The following is a 25,503-nucleotide window of genomic DNA, read 5'->3' on the forward strand; positions in this document are numbered from 1 at the left end:
TTATACTTGAAGAAAGTTTTTATACTTTCTTTAAGTGTCAACAAATCATCCGAACTGATTAATAACACAGTTCGGATGATTCTGTGACTCATACACTTCTATCCCAGTCTCTTCTCTTCTTTTATCTAACTGCTAAGCCCAAAGTAATAGATTTCGCCACAAACCGTAGGGGATGTGGCGGGTGTATTTCAACGGATAGCTTAGGTGCAAAAGGCATGTTTGTCGGGATTTTTACAGCTTTCATTACTGCAGAGCTTTATAGGTATTTCACACAAAAAAGTACGTTCCGGGATTCATGATATGCGGGTATAAATGAAAGTTGTCACGTTTGCGTCAAACTTTAAGCGTGTTATATAATGAATAATAGATAAGGGTTTCAATTGTTGGTTAATTCTTTCAAGCTATTACTATCTTTTTTGAAAGAAGGTGAGCAGCATCACATCACCTATCTATCAAACTGAACAAAACTTTGCTAACTTAGTTCGAACATATCGAAAAAAACATGTTGGAAAAGGACCTGAGAAAATCAAAGTCACGTTTCATAGCAATTGGGCCATCGCTTATATGAGTGGAAGTCTAAGTCCTGTGGAACGTTTTATCACGCGTCATAAAAGTGGAGAAGACATGGTTTGGCAGGCACGAACCCAAATGATCAAAGAACTGTACGACCAAAATCCTCCCACTGAAATGGAAGAACTCGTTGGAGCCAAATTCGAAAAATTGTTTACTGATATTCATATGGAAGATGATGAAGTTATTTCAATTTTTGTCTTTGACCGGCCTATTGATCAACAAGCAGAACTTCATACATCATAACCATGGCGGATTGGTATAAAGTACCTAGTGCTGTTAGCTAACCACCATCTCTTTGGGTAGACGTCTACCCAAAGAGATGGTGGTTTTTTTTTGAGGGGGGTGATCAATGGTAGAGTCACGCTATGTTTCATCAATGGAAGAAATAAAAATGATATTATTTTTTGGAGGTCGTTTATTAATGAAGATTGTCGCTTTATTTCCGGAAACGCAAAAAGATAATAATAACCAACTCTTAAGCACTGAAAAGGCACTGGGACTACGTCCATTCTTAGAGGAAAAAGGTCACGAACTTGTTATTATAAGTGATACCGAATCACAATTGGAACCTCATCTTAAGGATATGTCAGTCATTATTAGTTCACCGTTCTTTCCTGCCTATGTCAATGAGGACTTGATTCAAAAAGCGCCTCAACTTCAATTAGCGATTACAGCGGGTGTCGGTTCTGACCATGTTGATTTAGATGCTGCGATTAATCATAATATTTCTGTTGTTGAAGTAACGGGAAGTAATGTTGTCAGTGTCGCAGAACATGCCGTTATGGATATTTTAATTTTACTTCGCAATTTCTTAGAAGGTCACCGACAAGCGGTCGAAGGAGAGTGGAACTTACCTAAAGTCGGTAATCATGCCCATGATTTAGAAGGGAAGACCGTCGGTATATTTGGATTTGGACGTATTGGCCAACTTGTCGCGCAACGTCTACAACCCTTCGATGTTAAACTTCAGCATCATGACCCTCTTCATGAAGAACAATTACATGGCTCACAATCTGTATCATTCGAGGAGTTGGTGGAAACAAGTGATATCCTCACCATCCATGCGCCATTAACAAAGCAAACGGAACATTTATTCAATAGGGAGTTATTGAATAAAATGAAGAGAGGCGCCTATCTTGTTAATACCGCTCGAGGCAAAATTGTTGATCGAGATGCCTTAAAAGAAGTTCTAGAATCCGATCATTTGGCAGGCTATGCCGGTGACGTTTGGTATCCACAACCAGCACCAAGTGATCATCCTTGGCGAACAATGCCTAAGCAAGGCATGACCATCCACTATTCGGGAATGACACTTGAAGCACAAGCCCGTATTGAGGAAGGTGTCAAAGACATTCTGACGCGCTTTTTTGAAAACCGCCCAATGCAACCGAAAGACGTTATTGTTGAGGGTGGCCAAATCGCCAGCTCAAGCTATCGCGTGAAATAAGTTTTTTCGTTTGAAGATAAATTTTACAGGGTATCAAAAATCCGGCTGCTAGCAGCCGGATTTGTTGTTACGAAAGAACCACATTGAAGTTAGGTGATCAATCGAAAATATGTGTTCGATCAAGTTCTTGTTTTACCCGTAGCATTGCGAATCGAAGCTTGATTGGATGGCCACGTTTCTTGTGTATAGGCCATTTCCCAGAAGGCGAGTTCATATTCTTTGGCGATGACAAACTGTTCTTTCATGTTGTCGCGTTCTTGATCACTGACTTCCTGAGCCAATCGATCTAAGAGCTCAATTTGCTCTTGAGTTGAAGTCTGGAACCAATCGCTGGCATACATTGTGATCCAGTTTTGATAAAGGGGTTCCTGCGGTGTAGCTGCTTGATATGTGCGGCCAATGTCGGCATACAACCAATAACAAGGGAGAAGGGCTGCGATGGTCTGACTAAGACTTCCGGAGAGAGCGGCACGGTACAAGTGTGACGTGTATCCATACGCTGTTGGTGCGGGTTTGAACTGAGCTATGTCGTCTTCAGTAATATTGAGAATGTCGGCGTGTTCTTGATGAACGGTTAGCTCTGCCTCTGCTGTCAGCTTGGCTTTTTCCATCAGAAATGACGTGATGTGGGAATCCTTTGCTTGCGCGGCTGCCATGGCATGCACTTTTCCAAAGTGTTTCAAATAATAGATATCTTGGAGAATAAAATACCTAAAAGTATCCAGAGGTAAATCTCCGTGAACGATACCTAATACAAACGGATGGTGCAGACTCATCTCCCAACTTTCTCTCGTCGCCTCACGTAGTGTTTCTGAAAATGACATAAAAAAATCCTCCTCTGTTAGTTGTTTCCGACACCTGAGGAGGAGAGGGTCGCTGCAAGAAAAACTACGATCAATAGTTCCAAAGTTAAAAAATGGATCCGACAGCGATGACACCACTTCCCTCCGCTGGTATGAACCAGATCAGGTTGTAAGGGTTTTAAAGTCATAACTTTAATCTCAGCCATTAATCAATGGCACCCCTAGCGGAAACAGATTGGGTTTTCACAATCATCGTAACATTGATGAAGGGAATGTCAAATAGATCTAAGCCTTTGGAATTGAGTGGAACCTTGGGGGCGTGGCATACACTTGGTCAACGTTATTTTGACTTATCAATAGATTGAAGATAGGGCGAATATCTTATTTTTCAATCTGTTAATGGTTAGACTTGAAAACAAAATAAGCCTGTGTTAGTTTTCTTGCAAAGACTCAAAAATTAAAGGAGACTTTGAATGGCTATGAAACGTCGATTATCAATTCTTGCCTTTGTGATGATTCTTGCTTTGGCGCTTTCTGCTTGCGGCGGCGATGAATCTAACAAAGAGGGAAGCGACGGTAATGATACTGAGGCACAGGCAGATGGACAATCTCAAGAAAGTGGCCAGGGAAGCGAAGTCAAAGGTCAAGTGGCTAAAGGTAAAACAGTGGCAACCGTCAATGGGGAAAAAATAAAAGGCTCTGAGTTTAACACTGTTCTTCAGGCTGTTCAGCAGCAGTCACAAAAGACCGGACAAAAAGTTGACGTAGAACAAGCCAAAAACCAAGCGGTTCAAAGTTTAGTCGGACAAGAGCTCATTCTTCAAGATGCAAAAGCGAAAGGATATGAAGCTTCTGAGGAAGACATTAATAACCGCATTGAGAAAACAAAATCGCAGTTTGAAAGTGACGAACAATTCAAGAAAGTTATGAAACAACAAGGCTTGACAATGGAGAAATATAAAAATCAACTATCCGAACAGTTAACAGTCGAACAGTATACTGAAAAAGAAATTGATACCGAAAAAGTAACGGACAAAGAAGCGAAAGATTACTATGACAAGTATAGCAAAGACGCCGAAGATGCTCCAAAGTACGAAAAGGTTAAATCGCAAATTAAACAAGGTCTTCAAGAACAAAGGAAGCAAAAGGCAAGAGCTGAAATCGTTAAAGATCTGAAAAAAGACGGCGACGTCGAAGTTAACATTTAATAAAAAGGGTTATCCGAGTTGTCGGATAACCCTTTTTTAAGCTGTATTGACTTGAAATGCTCAGACAACGCGATTTATTCCTTTAGATAAGGCAGCGAAAATCCATCATCACCCTCTAAGCGTCTCCGATGGTGACATCATAATAGAAACCCCATATGCCCCTCTTCATGCATATCCCTGGAATGGCATTTTCCGTTCCGTTATTAACAGCAGTATTATCTATAGTAAAACAGCGGCCATATCGTTTTTGGATGGTGTCAGGTCTTGGGTCTATGTGTGTTGTCAAAGCGGTGATCGGGTGCCCATGAAGAAAAACCGTGCGTCTCATAACGAGACTATGTGAAAAGGAGGTTGTAACGTAAAATAAAATAGCTAGTAGGATTATAACTATAAATGTAAAGCGTTTTTTTGCCATTTTTGCGATCGCCTCCCAGTGTTGTCATTGTAATATGGTGGATGCTGTTTATTAAACTAATACTCGGTCATCGGAAAGTCATTCATCTAAAATTAGGTTAAAAAATCTAACCATTACTTCTATTCTTTAAAATGCCGCTCTGTTAAAAACTTAGCAGAATCACCACGTACAATCGTAACCGAATATTCCACTGGAATATTATTTGTTGAATAAGTATGTGATTTTAGTAAAAAAGAAGCTGTTTTTTCAGGAATATTTAACATATCACATATGGTTTTGTCGGGTAATATGGGTTCAATTGATTCTATGGACTTTAAGATACGTATATTAAATTTAGATTGAAGCAATTCAAATAATGAATGTGAGCAATCTTCATTTAGAAGGCCGGGGGCAATTTTCCAAGGAATAAAGGATGTTGAATGCTGGTAGGGTTTGTCCCCGGCATAACGTAATCTCTCTAATTTTATAACAGGGTCATCCTGTTGGATATTCAGTGAATTTTCAAGTAATATAGTTGCTGGTGTCACATCCAGATTTAACACTTTTGAATAAGGATTTAGACCGGCATCTTTCATTTGTTCGGAAAAACTTTTGATATTTTGAGTAATTTGTTCATTGATTTTCACTTCGGAAACAAAAGTACCTTTCCCCTGAATCTTATGAATCTGTCCCTCAAGTTCAAGCTGCTGAAGAGCTAAACGGATTGTGGTTCGACTTACATCAAAGAACGTACATAAATCAGATTCAGTTGGAAGCTGACTGCCTACTTCATATGTACCATTTCTTATTAATTCTAAAATTTGTTCTTTAACAAGATAATATAATGCCGTGCCCGGTTTATTGCTTAACAACTTTCTCACCTCTTCTAGATACTAATGAATATTGGCAAAAGAGGATGTTATATCCTCTTATAATTATTTTGATTGTATATTATAGCAAAAGACAATCAAATAAAAGCAAACCAATCATAACTTAAGAACCTTACACTTTAGGAATTTTTGAAATGTTATTGACAATTATATAACCGTAGATTATGATAATTTGTAATAACAATATAACAAATAGTGAATAAAAAGTTAAGAAGATGATCAGCGATTTATTGGACCATTGTGTTGATTATTATAAAGGAAATAAATATCGTTAAACTTATTATGTTAAATATGGATATTTGATGGATTCATTAAAATTAAATTTGTTATAACATCATTATGAATGTGAATTGACTAACTAGGTGTAGGAGGAGAATTATGGAGAAATATGATGTTTTAGTTAGTGGGACGATATCAGTAGACGTAATTTTCTCATCAATACCTAAAATGCCTTCATCAGGAGAAGAAGTCTATTGCGGAAGATTCGAGTTCACATGTGGTGCGGCTTTCAATACTGCCGTGGCATTAGCAAGGCTTGGTTTGAATGTTGCTATGGCGGCACCTATAGGAAACGATTTTCTAAGCGAATTTATCATGAATCATTTAAAGGCGGAAGGTATATCAACAGAACACATGAAACATTTTGACCAACCTTTGCAAACGCTGTCAGTTGCGCTGAATTATGAGGGAGACCGTTCATTTATTTCTTATGAGGACCAAATTCAGGATTTCAATCCTGAGGATTATATTAACACCCTAGTTGAAACAGTGGATGCTAGAGTTCTACATATTTGTGCAAAAGAAGAAACAAAATCGACCATTAGAACCGCTAAGCAAAGAGGTATGACGGTTGTATTAGATGTGGGTTGGGATGAAAGCTGGTTAAAGGATCCTGAATTAAAGGAGATTATCAAAATGGGTGACTTATTCACCCCTAATTTGAAAGAAGCACTTGTTATAACTGGTGAAACCGATGCTGAAAAGGCTTTAGAAGCACTTAATAAACTTAATTCTAACAATGTCATCATTAAACTTGGGGAAGATGGGGCTTTATTTAAGAAAGAGGGTGTTGTAACAAAAGTTCCAAGTTCAAAAAGAGATGTTGTTGATACAACAGGAGCTGGAGATGTATTTTCAGCAGGTTTGTTAACAGGTCTTTTAAAAGACTTTGAACTAGAAGAAGCTGTGCGTCTAGGCAATTTTTGTGGCGGATGCTCAGTTGAGGGGATGGGTGGTACCAAAACCAGTCCCAATTGGAGTCGAGTTTGCAAAGAATTTTTTGAAATATAAAAGAGTGGAGGATGTTTTATGAAATTAACAATACTTGGTGGGGCCGGAATGCGTACACCGCAACTTATAAGGGGATTGTTTAAGCACGATGATATTCAATTCGACGAAATTGTGCTTTTTGATCAAGATGAAGAGCGGCTTTCCGTTATGGGGGAGATTTCTAAGTATTTAGTACAACAAAATAATAATCCTTTTAAACTAGTATTTACAACAAATATTCGGGAAGCTGTAAAAGGGGCAAATTTCATTTATTCTGCTGTGCGGGTTGGGCAAGAGGAATCTCGCATTAAGGATGAACATGTGGCTTTAAAACATGGGGTGATAGGCCAGGAAACAACAGGACCTGGAGGTTTTGCAATGGCCCTCCGTACAATTCCTGTCATGCTTGAATACTCAAAAATCATTAACGAACTTGCACCTGATGCTTGGCTATTAAATTTCACAAATCCTGCAGGGCTTCTTGCTCAAGCTCTAAATACTTATGGACACCATAAGAAAGTGATCGGGATTTGTGATGCTCATGCAGGGATAAAAAATGCTATTGGAAAGTTTCTGCAAATCCCTCATACAGAGTTACAGGCAAATTACTTTGGATTGAACCACTTAGGCTGGGTGCCATCTGTGTTGGTCAACGGAGAAGACAAACTACCTGAAATTATTCAAAACTATGAGCGACTTGCACGTATATCTCATATATTTAACTTTTTCGATCCGGAACTGATTCGTAATATAGGCATGTTACCGAATGAATATCTTTACTATTTTTACTATCAAGATGTTGCTGAACGGAACATTATTAATTCCAATGAAACGCGTGGAAAACAAATTGTGAACTTAAATCGCCCTCTGCTGAAGCGTCTATCCACCCTCGTTAAAGAAGGTAAATTAGAAGAAGCATTAAATGACTATAACGAAACACTTGAAACAAGAGCGTCAACATATATGTCACGTGAAACATCGGGCGATATTCATAATGTTTATGAAAAGGAAGAAAAGGTTGATATTACATTTGAAGAGGAAGGTTATGAGGGACTTGCACTAAACATTATTAAAAGTATTGTCAATAATAAGCAGCAAGTGCTGACCTTGAATGTACCAAACAATGGAACAATCTCTCATTTGCGTGATGATGACGTCGTGGAAGTGCCGTGTCTTGTTAATAAAAACGGCTATTTTCCATTAGCGATTGGAGAGGTTCCTGATTTATCCATGGCCCTGATTAAGCCGGTAAAAACGTATGAACGATTGACTGTGGAAGCGGCTGTAAAAGGAGAATATCAGTCAGCGCTCAATGCATTGACCGTTCACCCGTTAGTCCCATCATTTAAAGTTGCCAAAAAGATACTTGATGAATATTTAGAAGTCCATCAAGACTACCTTCCTCAATTTAATTATAATGACAATGGACTAGAGGAGAGTACGAATGACCAAGCTAAGTATCATGCCAGACTATAATCAAATGTCAGATTTAGCAGCTAATAGAATCATATCATGTCTTCGTCAAAAAACAGATGCTGTTGTTTGCTTAGCCGGTGGCCATACTCCATTGGGAACCTATAAGCAATTAATAGATAAAGTTGAAGAACAATCGCTAGACTTAAGTCAAGTGACCTTTGTGGGTCTAGATGAATGGATCGGAATTAACGGATCAATAGAGGGAAGTTGTCGCCATACATTAGACAAGTATGTTTATCGGCCGTTAAAAGTGGCTAGCAATCAAATTGTATTTTTTGATGGGACAGTAACACCTATAGGCAATGAGAAAAAACGGGTATTGAATGAAATTAACAAACTAGATGGAATAGATTTTATGCTTCTGGGAATAGGGATGAATGGGCACTTGGGGTTTAATGAACCTCATGTTTCGATGGATGAATGGATCCATGTCGTATCACTAGATGAAGTCACAAAGAATGTTTCAACCAAATACTTTGATAACCCAATTAATATTTCAAAGGGAATCACGTTAGGATTGAATCTCATTTTATCAACTAAAAATATTATCGCCATTGCAAATGGAGAAGAAAAGGCTGATATCATTGCTAAAACGATACAAATGCCACCCAATTCCAAAATACCGTCCAGTTTATTGAAGAATCACGATCACGTTGAATTTATTTTTGACAAAGAGGCCGCCAAAAAACTCGATCAGTCATGAATGATAATGAGACTATAGCTTATTATTCATTAAAAACATAATGTATTCAATTGGGAGGTGATATTGGGAATATGTTCCTTCACTTTTGTTCTTAGATAGTTAAGTTTTGAAAATACAGGAGGATTCATTTTATGAAAAAAAGGAAAAATATTATTTATAGTGTCCTTTTCATTTTGTCTGTAAGTATTTTTCTAGGGGGATGTTCGGATTCAACGGGTTCAAGTGATTCCGAAAATGAAAGCGTTACAATAAACGCCATTTTTCCTAGTGGATCTGGAACAGAAGATGCTTTAAAAGGTATTACGAAAAAGTTTGAAGATAAAAATCCGAATATTCATGTGAATTTGGAATTTGTAGCCTACAATTCTCTTAAACAAAAAATACTTACCTCAGCGAAATCAGGCAATTATGATGTGACAGATGTTGATATGCCGTGGATAGCACAATTCGCTAATGCAGGTATCTTACAAGCAGTTCCGGAAGAGCTGTCCAAGAAAGAGGAAAACGATATTTTTGGGCCTTTTATTGAGGGTGTCACGTATAATGAGAAAATGTACGCCATGCCATGGAAAAATGACACAAAGTTTTTATATTATAACAAAGACATGCTAAAGAAGGCCGGATTTAACAACCCGCCGGAAACCTGGGAAGAATTGCGGAAACAGGCAAAAGCGATTAAGGAACAAGGTATTGTAAATAATCCAATAGTATGGAGCTGGAGTCAGAGCGAGGCATTGGTTTGTGATTTTGTCGTCCTTACGGGTGGGTTTAACGGCAATATGATAAAAGAAGGTCAACCGAACTTTACGAGCGATCATGTCTTAGAAGCGACATCTTATATGGTCAATTCTTTAGAAAGTGGCTTGTCGAACCCAAATTCGACGGAATATTTAGAACAAGAAGTCCAGGAGACTTTTATACATGAAAAAGCTGCTTTCGCCCTTAACTGGTCTTTCATGTACAACGAAGTGAAAAACTCAAATATCAGTGACAAGTTAGGCGTTACAGTAGTTCCGGGGAGTGAAAATGTGAAGAGTTCCTCAGTATACGGAGGAGAAGGTCTGGGTATTACATCTGGAAGCGAACATCCAGAAGCAGCATGGAAGTATATTAAATTTCTAACGTCTAAAGATGTTCAAAAAAACAATGTAGACATTACTTTACCCATTTGGAAATCACTTTATGAGAGTGAAAAAGTGTTAGAGCAAAATCCTGAGCTAGTTAAGGTTGCGAGTCAACAGTTTAACAATATGATTAGTCGTCCAAAAATCCCTTCTTATGGTAAATTGTCGCAAGAAATTCAAGTTAATATTCAAGAGATTTTAACAGGGAACAAGGGAACTAAAGAAGGACTATCTGAGTTACAAAATAAGGCAGAATCCATAACGAGTAACGATTAATTACTATATACATGCAATAGGTTAGATGAAATGAATCTAAGTGAGATATAAGCACTATGATTGATTGAATGTGACCTCCATGCTTAGTTGTTAGCTTGCATTAGCTAACAACTAAGTAAAGAGGAAAATTGAGGTCGCCACGATTCAGTTGAATATCATAAGACTCACTGCTTACCAGTAATGGAGGATCAGTCATGAAAAACGGTTTATCTGAACAAAAGTTTGCATGGACCATCATATTCCCTGCCTTAATAATTGTATTCGGAATAGTGATATATCCGCTTTTTCGGACATTGATATATAGTTTCCAAGATATGAACCTTTCTTTAGGGGGCACGGGTGAATTTATAGGTTTAGCCAACTACATGGAGATTTTAGGCAATGGAGATTTTTGGGCAAGTGCTGGCCGTACAGCTTACTTTTCGCTTGTATCGATTCTAGTTGAAGTCATACTAGGAGTTATGATTGCACTGCTATTAAACGAAGATATAAGAGGTAAGAGTTTTTTACTTGCAATCATTATTATTCCTTGGGCTGTACCTAATATTGTCAGTAGTTCGATGTGGAAATGGATCCTTCATCCGGAGTATGGGGCATTGAATGCACTGTTAATGCAGCTTCATATCATCCCTGAATATCAGTCATGGCTGGGTTCTCCATGGCTAGCTTTAAATATGGTTATTATTGCTGATGCTTGGAAGATGACACCTTTAGTCGTTATCTTTATGCTATCTGCGTTAAAGTTAACGAATAAGTCAGTATATGAAGCTGCGGTGGTTGATGGAGCCGGTTTACTGCGCCGTTTCACATCTATTACGCTACCTTATTTAAAGCCAATGTTACTTGTTATTGTTGTGATGCGAACGATGGAGACTTTTAAAGTTTTTGATTTAATATATGTTCTTACTCAAGGAGGACCGGCCAACGGAACAATGGTTCTAGGTTTTCAAGCCTATGCCAAAGTATTTGAAAACCTTAACTATTCTGCGGGAGCAACGTATTCTTATTTAATTGCTCTTATCATTGCTTTGCTAACATTTATATATATTCAACTCTTAAAGCGGGAGGGAGAATAAAAAATGCAAAGAAGTCTACCATTAAGGATGATACAATATCTTTTCGCTTTAATTGTTTTATTTTTTACATTGGCTCCCTTTATTTGGATGTTTATCACTAGTATATCATACTCAGAGGACTTAAGAGAGGTTCCTTTAAGATGGCTCCCTAAAAATATTACATGGGAAAGATATATTGATATCTTCAGTAATAGTGGAAATGAAATGGCCAATACTTTTCGAATCGCTATGTTTAACACTATACAAGTTGCCGGTTGTGTTACAATCATTGCGTTAGTCGTTGGTGGTATTGCGGCTTATGCCTTTGCGAGATTACGTTTTAAGTTCAGGCAAAACATGATTTATTTATTCTTATTCACCTATATGATCCCGCCAATTGTTATTGTCATCCCTTTATATTTATTTATAAGCAGTCTAAATTTGCTTGATTCTAAATTTACTCTCGTTCTATTAGATGCTACATTTATAATTCCGTTCGTTATCTGGATCATGCAGAGTTACTTTAGCTCAATAAATGATGATTTCGAAGAAGCTGCATCCATCGATGGATGCAACAGGTTTCAAGTTCTTTGGTACATCATTGTGCCCATTGCTAGGCCTGGATTCATTGCAACTGGCATTTTGTCATTTTTAATGGCATGGGAAGAATTTTTTTATGCATTAATCTTTACTTCGAGTTTGGATGCCAAAACGATTTCTGTTGCTATCGCAGAATTTAGCGGTAGGCATCTCACGGATTATGGAATGACGGCAACAGGGGGCATCATAGCTTCCATTCCACCTGTTTTAATCGCTATCATTTTTCAAAGGTATCTTGTGAAAGGAATGAGCGGAGGCGGTGTAAAAGAGTAGATTAACAGACAACAGATTCCTAAGCTTAATGCGATTAATCGGCTCGTTTCTTTAAATTCAAGTCGTGAAGATTATCAATTTACTTTTACGGCACTTAGACGTATACAAAATAATATCAATCATTCATTGAAAAGAGCCAATGAGATTGTGGCTGAGACATTAGAAGGTCTTGATCATCCGTCATAATGTGGGGAAGAGATGGATTGAAGCGGAAGGTGTACTATGATTTATATAAATATCAGAGCTTAGATTTTAGCTATTAAGTAGGATTGTTTAAGTAAAAATGATAAAGAAGAAACGCGGGTGACTATCCCGCGTTTCTTTCATGTCTAAGCACTCATTTCATCATGATCTGCTTGGACTTTCCGATCTTTAATTGAGACATAACTGGCGAGGGCGATGAACAGTCCACACACAATAATGACTGTTACGTATGTTCCGCCAATCCCCAATTTCGACATATATCCTGCTAAGACACCTGCCCAACCAAAGTCACTGTCTCCAAAGGTTGTGTTGGAAAGGCCGAAAGAACCCAAAAATGACAGCAGCATTGCTGGAAGGACTGTTATTAATATGCCGTTGATAAACGAACCAATAATAGCACCACGTCTTCCGCCTGTAGCATTTCCAAATACGCCAGCTGTACCGCCGTCGAAGAAATGGGGAACCATGCCGGGAATGATTAATACGAGTCCCAGCGGCCCCATCACTGCCATACTGATTAAACCGCCTATTAAGCTGGCGATAAAACCAACCAACACTGCTGTCGGTGCAAAAGTAAATGTAGTTGGGGCATCAAGAGCTGGTAACGCATTCGGTACAATTTTTTGGGCAATACCTTGAAAGGCAGGGACAATCTCGGCAAGAATCATTCGAACTCCCATCAAGATAACGGCAAGACCGGCACCAAAGGTGATAGCTTGAACGATGGCATACATAATATAGTTGCTACCGTCAGTGAAATCTTTTAGCGCATTGGGACCGGCGGCGATAGCAAGGATGACATACATAATAATCATAGTTAGCGTTGTCATTACAGTAGAATCTCGAAGAAACTCCAATTTCGAAGAGATTTTAATATCTTCAGTGGTTTTCTCTTTGTTTCCAATCGATTTTCCTGTGAGTGATGATATAATATATCCTAATGAATTGAAATGCCCTAATGCAAAAGGAGCATTATTCGTGATCTTTCTCATAAATGGATGAACCAATGCTGGCATCATGGTAGCGACTGTGCCTAATAAGATACCTCCTAAAATAGCTTGATTTGTACTTGCTACTCCTGCACTGCCAAGGACAACAGCAAATAATGTTGCCATGAAGAATAAATGGTGCCCTGTCAAGAAGATGAATTTAGCAGGTGTGATGCGTGCAAGAATAATATTCATAATAAATCCCAATGCCATAATAATGGCTGTCTGTGCTCCAAAAGCGTCTTGTGCCACGGCTACAATGGCTTCATTTGTCGGGACAACACCGTGAAGGTTGAACCCTTCTTGAACCATGGTCCCTAAAGGTTTGAGAGCTGCAACAATAATATCAGAGCCACCAGTTAAAATGAGAAAGCCGACAATGGTCTTTAACGTTCCAGAGATAACGTCACTGAAAGCTTTCTTTTGTGCTAATAAACCGATGAGAGCCATTAGCCCAACCAAAAAGGCTGGCTTACTCAATACCTCATTAACGATAAAATGTAATATTACCAAGTTCATTCTCCTTTACTTACTGAATGTTTGCTAAAACGGGCTCTAACTTTTCTTTCATCTCATTACGGTCAACATAATTTTTTACTGTAACGATGGGGGTATCTATACTCCCGGTCAACATGTTAGAGAACTGTTCCGATGTCACAATGATATCGCTTGTCTCGGATTTAGCTGAGCCGATATCAGACGTTTGTACGTTGGCTTTTATCCCCAAATCTTTTAATACGGCTTCCGCAGTCATTCTTAATACCATGCTGCTTCCTAGTCCATTTCCACATACGGCTAATACTTTCATATTTTTGTTCCTCCTAAATCGATACTTGGTTAACCAAGTTCATAATCGTCTTTGGATCAGTGGCCTGGATCATCTCATCTACACTGTCTTGGTTCGAAATCAATTCTGTTAGCTGCGATAAGGCCTTTAAGTGGGTGTCATTATCCACCGCAGCTAGGACAATGACCATTTGTACAAAATGGTCTTCCTGGTCGGAAAAATAGATTCCGTCTTTTATCGTCAATAAACTCATCCCTAGTCGCTGAACGCCTGATTCAGGCCGTGCATGGGGTACAGCAATTTTGGGGGCAATTACGATATATGGGCCGTTATCCTTTACACCTTGAATCATCGCGTTAATATAGGTCTCTTCAATATATCCCTGTTCTTGTAGAGGTTGGGCGGCGACTTTAATTGCCTCCTGCCAACTTTCTACACTTCTATTGGGAAGGATGTGGTCTTCTGACAGAACTTCATTGAGCATGGGCTTTCTAGACTCCCTTACTTTTGCATTGTTATTGTTTAAAAATTGGTCTAAATCTAATTTTAGGGCTTCCAAATGATTAATCTCGGTATGTTTTTGAATAATTGATAGGAGTTCTTCCGTTTCAACAGAAGCATCTGCATGTTGTCCTGACTCATGTTGCATCTGTTTTAACAACCGCTCTTTTTCTGCATGACCCAATATTGGGCTTACTTGGAAGACTTTTGGGTCATCAGGTATGGGCTTCGTTGAAAAAATGTAGTCAATATTACTAAAATCACAGCGCTGGTAATGTTTTAAAGAAACGGTGTTTACAATCTCGATTGTCGAAACCAAGCCTTCTATTTGGGCTTTCAAGATATTGGAAGTCCCGACGCCGTTTTCACAGACGACTATGCCTTTCTTCTTCGGCGCGATTTGGGTATCATGTTTTCTTAACCATCCTCCGAAATGCATGGCAATATAGGCCGTTTCATCATCTCTTAGCGGTTGTTGTAATAATTTCTCGAAGTGGTGAACCACTTTTTTTGTGATCTCAAAGATCTCCCAATAAGTTTTCTTGATTTCCATAGTTAGCAAATTTTCAACAAAGACACCGTATTTTAATCGGTAATAGGTCGGTTTTAAATGAATGAATAGCTGTTTCTCTAGACATTTTCGTTCCTCAAAAATTACACAAGCCCGATTTTGAAATTCGGTAACCATTAACTGAATAACCTGTTTTAATTGTCCTAGTTCCTGATGGGTTTCCTCAGATAATGTTGATGAATCTACCTTTGCTCCTAATAAGTTCATGGTTAGAAAACAAATGTCATCTTCTGGCCATTCAATATTTAGATAACGGTTTAAGCGATCAGCGATATATTCAGCTGCTTGATATTCCTGGGTTTGAATCAGTGCTTCCTTTTGTTGTTGATTCAAAGTAATGTGCTCTCCGGATTTTAATCGCTTACAAATGACAATAGACTTAATTGCTAAATTGTCATGCATTTCATCTGTATAACTGACATGGATGATTTTTTCCGCCTCTGACACCCATTGTTTTAAAACGGGGAACATTTGAATTTCAAAATGATCATCATTTTTCACTTCAGGAGACGGCTCATTTAATATATCCATAAGTCTTAAAGGTATGTGATCCCAGTTTTGTTGCGAGAATAATTTTGCGAAATATTGAACAAATACTTGGCGCTTATTCTCTTCGTTTCCTACAAGGGTATATCCCGTGTTTCGGATAAAAGTGATGTCTAAGTTAAGAGACGAAAGGGCTTGCCTTAATTCTGCGATATCGTGTGTGATTGTACTTCTGCTGACCCATAATTTTTTAGCAAAGTCTTTGGCATAGTAAGACTGATTGTTTAACATCAAGACGGCGATACATGCCAAGCGTTCATCTTTAGAGAGATGATAATACCAGCCTTTAATGCTATTCAAATAATGGGGGAGTTTTTGCTTGATCTTATCTTCGAGATATATTCCTTTCCCGTATTGCTGATTAATGGTATCCAACTGATGGTCTTCCAGCCAGTTATTGATTTGCCGTACGTCATAATAAACTGTGCGTTTGGAAACCTGTAATTTCTTTTGCAGTTCATCTGCTGTGAGATAGGACGGTGTATTCATTAACTGATCAAGAATAAAGACACTTCGTTTGCTTAAGGTCATCGACATGCCGCTCCTTAGATTTTGCAAAAACTAAACAATTCAAAGTAGGTACCTTACTTTGAATCTTATTATAAATTGCTTTATAGGCTGATGTTAAGGGATTTTGGTGGGTGATTATTGTCAATTGAAATTTTGCAATTTATTGCTTGAGTAGTGTGTAAGGTAAAAAATATTAAGAGGGCCATTTAGGACAACGTATGCTATCTCTTCAAATGTCATTTGGTGTACAATAGAGAAAAGTTGTCAGTTGTTCCGTCATTCATACCTCAATTGTTTTCATTACAAAATTAAGTGAAGCTAAGGGAGGCTCGAAAATGGAGACAGTTTTAGTAACGGGGTATGCGCAGGCCCCGCAAGGTTCTTCCATGTATGAGTTATACAAATATGCAGGGATTGTTTTAGAAGTTGATTCTAGGAATGATGTGATTGTTAATGCTGAATTCACTTTTGTTACAGATTTAGCTAAGGATTTTTTTAGGCGGTTGCTGATTGGCTACGACATGAATCGAGGCAGTGATGAGCTGATTGCTTATATACAGAAAAGTTACTTCGCTCCGTCCATTAACTCGATTAGTGTCGCTGTTAAAGCGGCTTTTAGAAGATATGAAGAACAAAAGTCAAAATCATATAATGGATTGTTTTGAAAGCGTTTGACAAACATTGAACGTGGTGGTATTATCTAAATAACATTTTGAATAGTTGCAATTTACGTATGAAAAACATCATTTTAAATAGCAGGATTCAAAAGATCCTTCTTAATTTAAAATACTCAGTTTTTCTGGCAGTAATAAGGTGTATGTCCGTTTAGATACGGCACTTACTTATTATCGCGGGGAAATCTGGGTATTTTTTTAGGCATATGTAAGTGATTTTATTAAGGGGTGAGGAAGCGTGGAGCGGAATGTGGAGACCAAACAAGGGCGGACGTTTCATATCCATGATACGCCTGGTAGCAAAGGAACGATCATCGCCGTGCATGGATTAACAGGGAATTATAAGCAAATGGTTTATTATCAAAAAGCCTTTTATGGTGAATACCGCTTTATTAGTTATGACTTACGGGGTAGAGGCAATAGTGATCCTGCTGATCAAGAAACCTCCATTTTGACTCATGCGGATGACTTAATGGATTTGATAGATACACTGGACATCGAAGATCCTATTTTAATGGGGTATTCAATGGGGGGCTATATTTGTGCGATCGTCGCCAGCCACCTGCCAAACCTTGCGGGACTCATTTTATTAGATGGCGCCGGTGAGGTTGATCATTCCCAAAGAGAATTGATTATTCCTTCATTAAATCGTTTGAAGAAAACCTATGCCTCTCCAGAAGACTATGTTAATACAACAAAAGCAATCTATGAAAATCTTGGGATTGATTGGAATCAGACCTTAGATGAGATTGCACGTTATGAGATTAAGAAAAACGAAAGTAATATAAATTGGATCCACAAATCAGATTCTCATTTCATTGAACAGGATTTTGAAAGCTTTTATTCCTTTGACTCAGAAAACACGGGTCCGTCGATTTCATGTCCAACGTTATTGATCATCGCGACGGGAAAAATGGGGGATCAGCCTTCTCTGTTCAATGACCAATCGTACATGAATATAAAACAACTTATACCCAACATTCATTCTGAGTGTACTGAAGCTAATCATTATACGCTCGTTTTTAATCAACAACCAGATATTATCCAGCATATTGGAGATTTTCTAGAAAGTTAACCTGGTGAAGGGGAATGAAAGGAATGGGTCGGAATAAATGAAAGCATATTTATTAGGAGCATTTGGAAGAAAATCGTTTAATTCTTGAGGGAGGATAACAATAACATGGGTGAAATAAAGATCAAGAAACTCACAACTGAGCTTTTGGATATTCCAATCAAACGGCCTCATCAATTTGCGACGGTTAAGGTATCCTCCAAAAGTTTTGTCTTAATTCGGTTGGAATTAAGTAATGGGTTCATCGGTATTGGAGAGGGAACCACACCAGGTATTTGGTGGAACGGGGAAAGCGTCGAAACGATGCAACTCGTGATAGAGCAATATATAGCACCCCTTTTAGCCGAAGAGGATCCCAGAAACTTAGAAACATTATTACAAAGGATTAACAGACATATTAGAGGTAATGCATTTGCCAAAGCGACTGTTGAAATGGCGCTATATGATGTTATTGGTAAAATATATAACGTTCCTGTATATCAACTGCTGGGAGGACTGTACCAAGAACGGATTCCTGTCCGGTGGTCTTTAGCTTCCGGGACGCCAGAAGGTGATATTCAAGAGGCAAAGGATTACGTCATGTCGGGTCAGTATCATATTTTTAAGATCAAGTCTGGCAAAGCATCCCCTTCAGATGATGTCAGACGATCTATTCATATTGCCGATGGTATAAAGGATGATTCGACGATTGGCATTGATCCAAATGGATCTTGGGATCGGCTAACATCGAAAAAGTCTATGGAGGATCTTTCTAAGTCGAACATCGATTTTATCGAACAGCCTCTTCCTCCTAATGACATTGAAGGTTTAGCACAGTTGGCTGATATGAAGCAGGTCCCTATTATGGCTGATGAAAGTTTGCAATCGATCCATGATGCCCTTCGACTTGTTGATCAAAAAGCTGCTGACATCTTTTCTCTAAAAATTCATAAATCAGGCGGCATGAAAAATACTGTCAAAATTGCCGGCATAGCCGAAGCAGCAGGTATCTCTTGTTTTGGCGGTACGTCTCTTGAAAGTTCGATTGGAACCGCGGCGTGTTTACATGCTTATTGTTCCATTTCTAATCTTGACTATGGCAGTGAATTGTTTGGTCCTGATTGGCTGGCTGATGATTTAGTCACAGATCCTATTACTATTAAGGAAGGACAAATACAAGTTCCTCATCAACCAGGATTAGGTGTGGAACTGGATGAAGACAAGATAGCGACTTATAAAAGAACATGTAAACAGGGGGTATCAAACTAATGGAACACTTAGATTCACCTGCTCTTTCCTTTTTATTTGATATGGAGTTACAAGTGGAAGCCCCTTATTTACCTGGGCAAACACCTAAAGGGAATAAACGAATTATTAGAGTATCGGGTGGTACCTTTCAAGGAGAATTACTTAAGGGGGAGGTCGTCCCTGGGGGAGATGACTGGATAACTGTACGTGAAGATGGCACCATCATTCAGGATGTGCGGATTTTGCTGAAAACAGATGACGAAGCACTCATTATGATGACCTACCGAGGGATCCGTACCGGACGCCCTGAGGTGTTAGAGCGTCTTGATAATAATGAGGACGTCGACCCAAGCGACTATTATTTCCGAACTGCTCCTACATTTGAAACGTCTTCAGCCAAATATCATTGGTTAAATAATAGAATCGTCGTTTCAACAGGCAAACGGATGCCGGGAAAGGTTAACTATTCCGTTTATGTCGTGGATTGAATCAGTCTAAGACGTCATCCCCTTAATGATTCATTGTCAGACGGGTCAAGCACCTTGTTGTTACAAACCCTTGGCCGGTTCGGCTTGACTCTGATAATAACTAGAAGGAGTCATATCCAATTAACGGGACAAAAAAGGGATTAATGAAACGAAATTTTTAGTAAAGTTTTGTTTTTTGCTAGGTGGGATAAGATGAATGATCAGGAACGACAAAAAATGCAGGAAGCTGCTAGGAAGACTGTTGAAATGAACCGGACACTTCTTAATGAGGTTGAGCAATTACTCAATGATAACAAAAAACTCGAAGAAGAAAATCAAAAGTGGCGTGAGCATTTCGAAGCGGGTTCTGCAATTTACAAGCAAACGCAAAAAAGTCCTGTCCGATCGGGTTAATAAGTGAATAGCAAGCGGTCATTAACAATCCGGACTTGGAATAAAGCCCGGATTGTTTTATATTACAGTAGGACTGCGTATTGCTTAATGTTCTTCGAGTTATTTATACGATGGCATTACCGACAAGGATCAGCACAAGAGAAACTAACCATGCTAGGGTTGTCGGTACAGACCATGTTATCAATTGTTCTTTTGTATCTTTAATGCCAAGCATCCGATTTAGCACCCAGAATAAGCTATCATTGAAGTAAGAGAATACAAGAGACCCGAGTGTTGCAGCAAGAGCGGCAAGCACTAAGTTTACATCCGTCCCTGCAAGAATCGGCGCTGAAATAGAGGCGGCTGTAATCATCGCGACAGTACCGCTTCCTTGGATGATGCGGACAAGACTTGAAATCATAAATGGTAATAGAATGAGTGGGATTGAGGTACCTGCAATGGCCTCTGCAATATAATCCCCTGAACCGCTCTCACGCAGAACATTTCCCAACGCTCCGCCGGCACCGGTTACGAGCAAAATAATACCTGCTGATTGAATGCCTTCTTCCATCCGTTCAAGGGCTTCCGAGCGCTTGACATGGCTGATTAAACCATATATGGCGAAAATAACACCAAGACCGACGGCAATGACCGGAGAACCGAAGAATTTAAGATAATCAAAGATGCCACCTTCAAATCCTAATGCTGATACAAAAGTCTTAATAAAGATTAGGATGATTGGTATGACAATGGGCATGATGGAACGGAATAAAGAAGGCAAGTCTTTTTGTTCTTCTTGATTAATAAATGCACTAAACGTTGGCGGCTGATCAGGGCGTTCCCAATCAAGCCCGGACTCATCAGGAATTTGGTAGATTTTATTCCCTAGCCATTTGGCATAAAGCACACCGACGATAATTAATGGAATGGAAAAAATCAATCCCCAGAGTATCATTTGACCAACGTCAATCCCAAAAATGCCTGCAACCCCCAGCGGACCGGGCGTTGGCGGAACTAAAGAGTGGGTTACAACAAGTCCTGTCCCGAGTGCAACACCGAGTGCAACAACGGATTTACCTGTTTTTCTGGAAACCGCTTTCACTAGAGGTGTCAAAATAACAAACGCAGAGTCAACATAAATCGGAATTGACACAATATAGCCCGTTATAGCCATTGCCCATTCTTCACGACGTTTTCCGAGCCACTTGATAAAAGTAAAAGCAAGTCGCTCAGAGGCATGTGATACTTCTAAAATGCGTCCAAGCATAACCCCAAAACCAATGACAATGCCAATAGAACTGAGTGTTCCGCCGAATCCAGAGGTTATCGCTGAAACGACATCAGGGGGAGTCATTCCCCCGATGAGGCCCGTAAGAGCACCAGCGATGATGAGTGCAACAAAAGCATGAATCTTAGTTCGGGTGACCAATAGGATTAATGCTAAGACCCCGATGACAAGACCAAGAATCATTTGACCACCTGAAGCTTCCATTTCCAAAATCCCCCCTAATGAAATAAGTATTGTTTATTAAAAAACGGCGTGTATTTAGCCGCGGCTTTTACACATTCAATCATACTGACTGAACTGGCAATACCCTTACCAGCAATATCAAAAGCCGTTCCGTGATCCACTGATGTTCTTAAAAACGGCAGTCCGTTAGTGATCGAAACAGTTCGTTCAAAGTCAGCCATCTTGGCTGCGATGTGTCCCTGATCATGGTAAAGGGAAAGGACAGCGTCATATTTGCCGTTCATTGCTTGGTGGAATACTGAGTCGGCAGGCATAGGTCCAACAGCATCAATACCATCTTGCTTTGCAAGTTCAATACCAGGTGTCAGTTCATCCATTTCTTCCGTGCCAAACAGCCCATTTTCACCTGCGTGCGGATTTAATCCCGCAACGGCGAGTTTTCGCGTTTCTAGTCCCAGTCGTTTTAATGCTTCGCTACAGCGATTAAGATAGTCGTTCACCCTTTCCTTTGTCATCTCACTAATTGCATCTTTTAAGGGTAAATGACGTGTGAGGAAGAAGATCCTTAGCGAGTGTACTTCGAACATTGTGAGCGGATCCTCGACACCTGTGAAAGCGGAAAGCATTGCAGTGTGGTCTATATAAGAAACTTTTCCAGCTTTGAGTGATTCTTTATTAATAGGCGGTGTGGCAATTGAACCAGCCTTGTTTTGTTGAACAAGTTCAATGGCTTTTTTAATATATTCATAGGCTGCCCGACCACACATGCCAGAAACTTTTCCAAATGCAAATCGGTCTGTTTCAATGTTATCGAGATGAATCAAGTCGATGGTTCCGTATTCAAAACGTCCTTCAGCGGGTTCATTAATGCATCTAATCTTTAAGTCGACATGAGATAGGGTTAATGCCTTTTGGAGTACAGCTTCGTTACCAATAACCACCGGTTTTGCAACACCGTAAATTTCTTTTTCGTTGAGTGTCTTAATAGTAATTTCAGGCCCGATACCGGCTGGATCCCCAATTGGAATGGCGATAATGGGTGTTTCAAGATGTTTGTTCATAAGAGATACGCTCCTTATTATTTAAATTATTGGACATTTTAGTTAATAAATAATGAATGCATTTGTTGAGTGATTGTTTATCACCCACCATCCCGCCTTTTGTGACAACGGGAATATTTTGAAGATAGCCTCCGATAAAACGACCATAGGCGGCAAGTGGAAGGACTTCATCAATGAGTTCGATACCTTGGGCGCGGGCAACCGCACAGACAGAAGATGTTAAATCTCCGCCGCTTAAGAAGCAACCACCAATGGAGCCTTCGTTTTGTTGGATAATCTCACGACTAATCGCTGCTAGCCCATCTGTAATCCGTTTCGCAAGCGCCTCTTCAGAAACATCTTCTTTTCTAGCGCGTCTTTTTAGATCTAACAGTGGCTGGCCAGGATGGTAGGTTGTTACAAGAATCATTGAATCATTCTTAATCTTGCTGGCGGCCTTTTTGACGACTGTGTCAATCTCCTCTTGCCAGTGTTCTGAATACGTTGCAAGTCTGTCAGCATTGACATAGACCGGATCAATCCTCCATTTTTTAATAAAATAGTCCAGTTGTTGTCCCGTTAATGATGTTACGCTTCCAACCGTCGCCAATATCTTTTTCTTCATAGTGACCTGGCCAGTTGCCGTCTTGGCATAACTGGCTGATAGGGGTCCGGGGTCTACGGCAACCACCGTCTGTTCGAGCTTCGACATCACTTCCGCAATTCGATCAATTTGCTCATCGGTTACGGCATCAACAACGATGATACGTACGCCCTCTTTGACCTTATTTTGAAGACACATTTGTAAGGCTTCGTTCCCTTGTAGGACCTCGTTTATTCCGCAGGCCGAAATGGTTTTGTCGGTTTGAGACGCAATGATTTCCGTTACTTTGGACGATCTTAAGGGAGAAATCGGATCCTTTGCTACATCTGTCTCTTGTAAGGGAACGCCTTCAACTAATGAAAAGTTACCGATCGTAATCCGTCCTGATTCGGGGAATGCAGGCACGACAATGGCAATTGACTCAGCACCAAGGGTATCCAGCATCATGTCTAGTTCGGCTCCGATATTTCCGCGTAATGTGCTGTCAATTCGTTTACAATAAACAGAAGGGGAATGCTTTTTATGGATAAATGCCATGGCTTCAGATATACGTTTTTTGGCGACTTGGGGCTGTTCATATCTACTGTCTGTGTCTAGACAAAGAGCATCGTAATCTTCTTCTGGTAACGGTAGACCGCGAACGATGGTCGCTGTTGAAATACCTTGTTTCGACAGTTTGACTCCGGTTGCGTTAGCACCTGTCAAATCATCGGCGATGACTGCAAGTTTCATGGCCTTAATTCCTTTCTATATGGTTTGAGGTGTTCATCTGTATTCGATTGTGACGATATTTTCATATTCTTTGCGTTTTTCAGTAGGAAGATTATCATCTGTGATGACTCCATCGGTCGTATCAAGCGAGCAAACGTTGGCAAAAGCCCTCTGATCAAATTTACTGTGATCGGCGACAACCCAGATTTGTTGAGCGGCTTTAATCATTAATTTTTTCACGTTCGCCTTATCCATCGTTGGTGCGGATATGCCTGATTTTGTGTTAATAGCATGTGCGCCAAGGAAAAGCATATCGACTTCAATTTGTTCAAGCATGGTTTTGACATGGGGACCGAGAAATGATCCGATGTTTGGTTGTAAATCACCACCTGTACAAATGACCCTTGACTTCGAATCGATGAGCTCAATAGAGATTTTTACGTCGTTTGTAACAATGACGAGGTCAGCCCGACGCTTAATTAATCGGGCAATTTCAAGTGTCGTCGTTCCGGAATCTAGAATAATTTGTGCGTTTTTTGGAATGAGTTCAGCTGCGTGTCTGGCAATGTTTCTTTTGTGCTCTGTATGTTTGGACATCTTATTATGATAGGATGTTTCAGGGATTAACCGTTCTGTTGATACAGCTCCTCCATGTGAACGAATTAATTTTCCCTCTTTCTCAAGAGCTGCCAGATCTCTACGAATGGTCATCGCCGATACTTTCAAATCCTTTGCCAACGTGTCGATTTCACCTTTTCCATTTTCCTCGATACGCGATAGAATCTTCTGCTGGCGTTCAATTTGCAGCATAGACTTAATCCTTTCTTTTGTTCGCTTCTAACAAATGATATGTTTGTTTATGTTCACTTATGAAAGAAAATGTTCAATCAAACTTAAGTGTTTTTTAAGTTAATTAGATCAAGAATTTGTTATATGTCCTGTGAGCTATTGTTTGAAAATATTATTGAGACTGTGAGCCATTTAATTATTTTGTGTTAAAAATATTTGTTTGGGTGTTAGTCCTGAGAGATGAAAGACATCGTCATTTTCTTTGCCGATAAAACCATGTGTGGTTTTATTTAGGATGAAGTAAGTTAAGTATATACTTATTATGAAAATACGGGATCGCTGTGAAAAAAGTTATTGACGCGAACAATCAATTTTGATACATTAATAAATGTCGCTTTTGAAATGAAAGCCACAAAGTTATGAAAATACTATTGACTTCGTTCATTAGATTTTGTATATTGAATAGCGTCGCTTTTTTGAAGCAATAGCGGCAACAAAAAAATGTTGACATTACTTATCAGTTTTGGTACATTAATGAATGTCGCTTTCGGAGCGGTAAAAAACAAGATAAAACATTGTTGACACTAAAGATAACTTTTGATATACTAATTGAGTCGCTTTGACGAGAAATAGCCTTAGCGAATCGATAGATTGCTCTTTGAAAACTAAACAAAAACTCAAGCGCTGTTTGAAAGGAACCTCTTTTCAAACATAGCCAAGGGTCAAATGTTTGCAGATATTGGCTTAACAGCCAAGGATGTAAAGGAAGGCCGACTAACGGCGTGACGTCCTGTCACAACGTCGGCACTTGTACGTCCTATACATCGGAGAGTTTGATCCTGGCTCAGGACGAACG

23 protein-coding genes, 1 pseudogene and 1 riboswitch are annotated in these 25,503 nt (G+C 39.4%); of the genes and pseudogenes, 15 read left to right on the forward strand and 9 right to left on the reverse strand.

Annotated elements, in window-relative coordinates; genetic code table 11:
• Positions 1 to 179 precede the first annotated feature (179 nt).
• The 3 genes and pseudogenes from B9Y89_RS19365 to B9Y89_RS08355 form a co-directional block, all read left to right on the forward strand.
• Positions 180 to 278 (forward strand): annotated as a pseudogene (locus B9Y89_RS19365) (hypothetical protein); the annotation flags it as partial.
• A 148-nt stretch (positions 279 to 426) separates the two neighbouring features.
• Positions 427 to 816: a Na-translocating system protein MpsC family protein gene (locus tag B9Y89_RS08350; RefSeq protein ID WP_254901217.1), complete on the forward strand. Its 390-nt coding sequence runs from the start codon at positions 427 to 429 to the stop codon at positions 814 to 816.
• Between the two features lie 178 nt (positions 817 to 994).
• A complete protein-coding gene (locus tag B9Y89_RS08355) occupies positions 995 to 2,020 on the forward strand; it encodes an NAD-dependent formate dehydrogenase (RefSeq protein WP_085522812.1) in 1,026 nt (341 codons plus the stop codon).
• Positions 2,021 to 2,139: 119 nt separating this feature from the next.
• Here B9Y89_RS08355 and tenA read toward each other — a convergent pair whose 3' ends face one another.
• Positions 2,140 to 2,844 (reverse strand): thiaminase II, encoded by a 705-nt coding sequence (tenA, locus tag B9Y89_RS08360; RefSeq protein WP_085522760.1) that lies wholly within the window; start codon positions 2,842 to 2,844, stop codon positions 2,140 to 2,142.
• 101 nt (positions 2,845 to 2,945) lie between these two features.
• Positions 2,946 to 3,056: riboswitch (TPP riboswitch) on the reverse strand.
• Positions 3,057 to 3,296: 240 nt separating this feature from the next.
• On the opposite strand from tenA, the gene B9Y89_RS08365 reads away from it, so the two are divergent.
• Entirely contained in the window at positions 3,297 to 4,031 is a 735-nt protein-coding gene (locus B9Y89_RS08365; RefSeq protein WP_085522761.1) for a SurA N-terminal domain-containing protein, read from the forward strand.
• A gap of 534 nt (positions 4,032 to 4,565) precedes the next feature.
• On the opposite strand, the gene B9Y89_RS08375 is transcribed toward B9Y89_RS08365, so the two are convergent.
• Complete coding sequence (locus B9Y89_RS08375; RefSeq protein WP_085522763.1) at positions 4,566 to 5,297, reverse strand: GntR family transcriptional regulator; 732 nt, start codon at positions 5,295 to 5,297, stop codon at positions 4,566 to 4,568.
• Between the two features lie 396 nt (positions 5,298 to 5,693).
• Between B9Y89_RS08375 and B9Y89_RS08380 the strand changes: the two genes are divergently transcribed.
• The 6 genes from B9Y89_RS08380 (at position 5,694) to B9Y89_RS08405 (ending at position 12,091) form a co-directional block, all read left to right on the forward strand.
• Positions 5,694 to 6,605: a carbohydrate kinase family protein gene (locus tag B9Y89_RS08380; RefSeq protein WP_085522764.1), complete on the forward strand. Its 912-nt coding sequence runs from the start codon at positions 5,694 to 5,696 to the stop codon at positions 6,603 to 6,605.
• Between the two features lie 18 nt (positions 6,606 to 6,623).
• Positions 6,624 to 8,060: a 6-phospho-beta-glucosidase gene (locus B9Y89_RS08385; protein ID WP_085522765.1), complete on the forward strand. Its 1,437-nt coding sequence runs from the start codon at positions 6,624 to 6,626 to the stop codon at positions 8,058 to 8,060.
• Positions 8,029 to 8,763 (forward strand): glucosamine-6-phosphate deaminase, encoded by a 735-nt coding sequence (locus tag B9Y89_RS08390; RefSeq protein ID WP_085522766.1) that lies wholly within the window; start codon positions 8,029 to 8,031, stop codon positions 8,761 to 8,763. The genes B9Y89_RS08385 and B9Y89_RS08390 overlap by 32 nt, the downstream gene beginning before the upstream one ends.
• A 131-nt stretch (positions 8,764 to 8,894) precedes the next feature.
• Positions 8,895 to 10,163, forward strand: a complete 1,269-nt coding sequence (locus B9Y89_RS08395) for an extracellular solute-binding protein (protein ID WP_085522767.1) — start codon at positions 8,895 to 8,897, stop codon at positions 10,161 to 10,163.
• Between the two features lie 194 nt (positions 10,164 to 10,357).
• On the forward strand, positions 10,358 to 11,239 hold the full coding sequence (locus B9Y89_RS08400; protein ID WP_085522768.1) for a carbohydrate ABC transporter permease: 882 nt from the start codon (positions 10,358 to 10,360) through the stop codon (positions 11,237 to 11,239).
• A 3-nt stretch (positions 11,240 to 11,242) separates the two neighbouring features.
• Positions 11,243 to 12,091, forward strand: a complete 849-nt coding sequence (locus B9Y89_RS08405; RefSeq protein ID WP_085522769.1) for a carbohydrate ABC transporter permease — start codon at positions 11,243 to 11,245, stop codon at positions 12,089 to 12,091.
• Between the two features lie 329 nt (positions 12,092 to 12,420).
• Here B9Y89_RS08405 and B9Y89_RS08410 read toward each other — a convergent pair whose 3' ends face one another.
• From B9Y89_RS08410 to B9Y89_RS08420, 3 genes are read right to left on the reverse strand one after another with little or no spacing between them, the layout of a single operon-like run.
• Positions 12,421 to 13,791 carry a PTS ascorbate transporter subunit IIC gene (locus B9Y89_RS08410; protein ID WP_217807183.1) on the reverse strand — a complete coding sequence of 457 codons (1,371 nt, stop codon included), beginning with the start codon at positions 13,789 to 13,791 and terminating at the stop codon, positions 12,421 to 12,423.
• A 22-nt stretch (positions 13,792 to 13,813) separates the two neighbouring features.
• Entirely contained in the window at positions 13,814 to 14,092 is a 279-nt protein-coding gene (locus tag B9Y89_RS08415) for a PTS sugar transporter subunit IIB (protein WP_085522771.1), read from the reverse strand.
• 13 nt (positions 14,093 to 14,105) lie between these two features.
• On the reverse strand, positions 14,106 to 16,220 hold the full coding sequence (locus tag B9Y89_RS08420; RefSeq protein ID WP_176222156.1) for a BglG family transcription antiterminator: 2,115 nt from the start codon (positions 16,218 to 16,220) through the stop codon (positions 14,106 to 14,108).
• Positions 16,221 to 16,534: 314 nt separating this feature from the next.
• On the opposite strand from B9Y89_RS08420, the gene B9Y89_RS08425 reads away from it, so the two are divergent.
• The 5 genes from B9Y89_RS08425 (at position 16,535) to B9Y89_RS08445 (ending at position 20,053) form a co-directional block, all read left to right on the forward strand.
• A complete protein-coding gene (locus B9Y89_RS08425; RefSeq protein ID WP_085522773.1) occupies positions 16,535 to 16,864 on the forward strand; it encodes a DUF3870 domain-containing protein in 330 nt (109 codons plus the stop codon).
• Between the two features lie 247 nt (positions 16,865 to 17,111).
• The gene (locus tag B9Y89_RS08430; RefSeq protein WP_085522774.1) at positions 17,112 to 17,948 is read left to right on the forward strand and encodes an alpha/beta fold hydrolase; all 837 of its coding nucleotides are present in this window, start codon (positions 17,112 to 17,114) and stop codon (positions 17,946 to 17,948) included.
• 105 nt (positions 17,949 to 18,053) lie between these two features.
• Positions 18,054 to 19,193: a muconate/chloromuconate family cycloisomerase gene (locus tag B9Y89_RS08435; RefSeq protein ID WP_085522775.1), complete on the forward strand. Its 1,140-nt coding sequence runs from the start codon at positions 18,054 to 18,056 to the stop codon at positions 19,191 to 19,193.
• The gene (locus B9Y89_RS08440; protein WP_085522776.1) at positions 19,193 to 19,660 is read left to right on the forward strand and encodes a DUF3237 domain-containing protein; all 468 of its coding nucleotides are present in this window, start codon (positions 19,193 to 19,195) and stop codon (positions 19,658 to 19,660) included. Before B9Y89_RS08435 ends, B9Y89_RS08440 begins: the two co-directional genes overlap by 1 nt.
• A gap of 192 nt (positions 19,661 to 19,852) precedes the next feature.
• Entirely contained in the window at positions 19,853 to 20,053 is a 201-nt protein-coding gene (locus B9Y89_RS08445) for a hypothetical protein (RefSeq protein ID WP_085522777.1), read from the forward strand.
• A 103-nt stretch (positions 20,054 to 20,156) separates the two neighbouring features.
• Here B9Y89_RS08445 and B9Y89_RS08450 read toward each other — a convergent pair whose 3' ends face one another.
• The 4 genes from B9Y89_RS08450 to B9Y89_RS08465 are packed head-to-tail and all read right to left on the reverse strand — an operon-like array spanning position 20,157 to position 24,668.
• Positions 20,157 to 21,524, reverse strand: coding sequence for a GntP family permease (locus B9Y89_RS08450; RefSeq protein ID WP_085522778.1), 1,368 nt, complete (start codon positions 21,522 to 21,524; stop codon positions 20,157 to 20,159).
• 14 nt (positions 21,525 to 21,538) lie between these two features.
• Positions 21,539 to 22,564: a 4-hydroxythreonine-4-phosphate dehydrogenase PdxA gene (gene pdxA, locus B9Y89_RS08455; RefSeq protein ID WP_085522779.1), complete on the reverse strand. Its 1,026-nt coding sequence runs from the start codon at positions 22,562 to 22,564 to the stop codon at positions 21,539 to 21,541.
• On the reverse strand, positions 22,548 to 23,879 hold the full coding sequence (locus B9Y89_RS08460) for a four-carbon acid sugar kinase family protein (protein ID WP_085522780.1): 1,332 nt from the start codon (positions 23,877 to 23,879) through the stop codon (positions 22,548 to 22,550). Before B9Y89_RS08460 ends, pdxA begins: the two co-directional genes overlap by 17 nt.
• A 33-nt stretch (positions 23,880 to 23,912) precedes the next feature.
• Positions 23,913 to 24,668, reverse strand: coding sequence for a DeoR/GlpR family DNA-binding transcription regulator (locus B9Y89_RS08465; RefSeq protein ID WP_085522781.1), 756 nt, complete (start codon positions 24,666 to 24,668; stop codon positions 23,913 to 23,915).
• Positions 24,669 to 25,503: the final 835 nt, after the last annotated feature.

The sequence above is a fragment of the Tuberibacillus sp. Marseille-P3662 genome (assembly GCF_900178005.1).
Classification (GTDB): domain Bacteria; phylum Bacillota; class Bacilli; order Bacillales; family Sporolactobacillaceae; genus Marseille-P3662.

What these genes read in the sequence shown, in the direction of transcription:
- B9Y89_RS08415 (WP_085522771.1), bottom strand. Translation starts at nt 14,092, where the DNA reads ATGAAAGTATTAGCCGTATGTGGAAATGGACTAGGAAGCAGCATGGTA.
- pdxA (WP_085522779.1), bottom strand. Translation starts at nt 22,564, where the DNA reads ATGAACAAACATCTTGAAACACCCATTATCGCCATTCCAATTGGGGAT.
- B9Y89_RS08385 (WP_085522765.1), top strand. Translation starts at nt 6,624, where the DNA reads ATGAAATTAACAATACTTGGTGGGGCCGGAATGCGTACACCGCAACTT.
- B9Y89_RS08450 (WP_085522778.1), bottom strand. Translation starts at nt 21,524, where the DNA reads ATGGAAGCTTCAGGTGGTCAAATGATTCTTGGTCTTGTCATCGGGGTC.
- B9Y89_RS08355 (WP_085522812.1), top strand. Translation starts at nt 995, where the DNA reads ATGAAGATTGTCGCTTTATTTCCGGAAACGCAAAAAGATAATAATAAC.
- B9Y89_RS08365 (WP_085522761.1), top strand. Translation starts at nt 3,297, where the DNA reads ATGGCTATGAAACGTCGATTATCAATTCTTGCCTTTGTGATGATTCTT.
- B9Y89_RS08380 (WP_085522764.1), top strand. Translation starts at nt 5,694, where the DNA reads ATGGAGAAATATGATGTTTTAGTTAGTGGGACGATATCAGTAGACGTA.
- B9Y89_RS08445 (WP_085522777.1), top strand. Translation starts at nt 19,853, where the DNA reads ATGAATGATCAGGAACGACAAAAAATGCAGGAAGCTGCTAGGAAGACT.
- B9Y89_RS08425 (WP_085522773.1), top strand. Translation starts at nt 16,535, where the DNA reads ATGGAGACAGTTTTAGTAACGGGGTATGCGCAGGCCCCGCAAGGTTCT.
- B9Y89_RS08460 (WP_085522780.1), bottom strand. Translation starts at nt 23,879, where the DNA reads ATGAAACTTGCAGTCATCGCCGATGATTTGACAGGTGCTAACGCAACC.
- B9Y89_RS08435 (WP_085522775.1), top strand. Translation starts at nt 18,054, where the DNA reads ATGGGTGAAATAAAGATCAAGAAACTCACAACTGAGCTTTTGGATATT.
- B9Y89_RS08390 (WP_085522766.1), top strand. Translation starts at nt 8,029, where the DNA reads ATGACCAAGCTAAGTATCATGCCAGACTATAATCAAATGTCAGATTTA.
- B9Y89_RS08465 (WP_085522781.1), bottom strand. Translation starts at nt 24,668, where the DNA reads ATGCTGCAAATTGAACGCCAGCAGAAGATTCTATCGCGTATCGAGGAA.
- B9Y89_RS08395 (WP_085522767.1), top strand. Translation starts at nt 8,895, where the DNA reads ATGAAAAAAAGGAAAAATATTATTTATAGTGTCCTTTTCATTTTGTCT.
- B9Y89_RS08440 (WP_085522776.1), top strand. Translation starts at nt 19,193, where the DNA reads ATGGAACACTTAGATTCACCTGCTCTTTCCTTTTTATTTGATATGGAG.
- B9Y89_RS08420 (WP_176222156.1), bottom strand. Translation starts at nt 16,220, where the DNA reads ATGACCTTAAGCAAACGAAGTGTCTTTATTCTTGATCAGTTAATGAAT.
- B9Y89_RS08405 (WP_085522769.1), top strand. Translation starts at nt 11,243, where the DNA reads ATGCAAAGAAGTCTACCATTAAGGATGATACAATATCTTTTCGCTTTA.
- B9Y89_RS08400 (WP_085522768.1), top strand. Translation starts at nt 10,358, where the DNA reads ATGAAAAACGGTTTATCTGAACAAAAGTTTGCATGGACCATCATATTC.
- tenA (WP_085522760.1), bottom strand. Translation starts at nt 2,844, where the DNA reads ATGTCATTTTCAGAAACACTACGTGAGGCGACGAGAGAAAGTTGGGAG.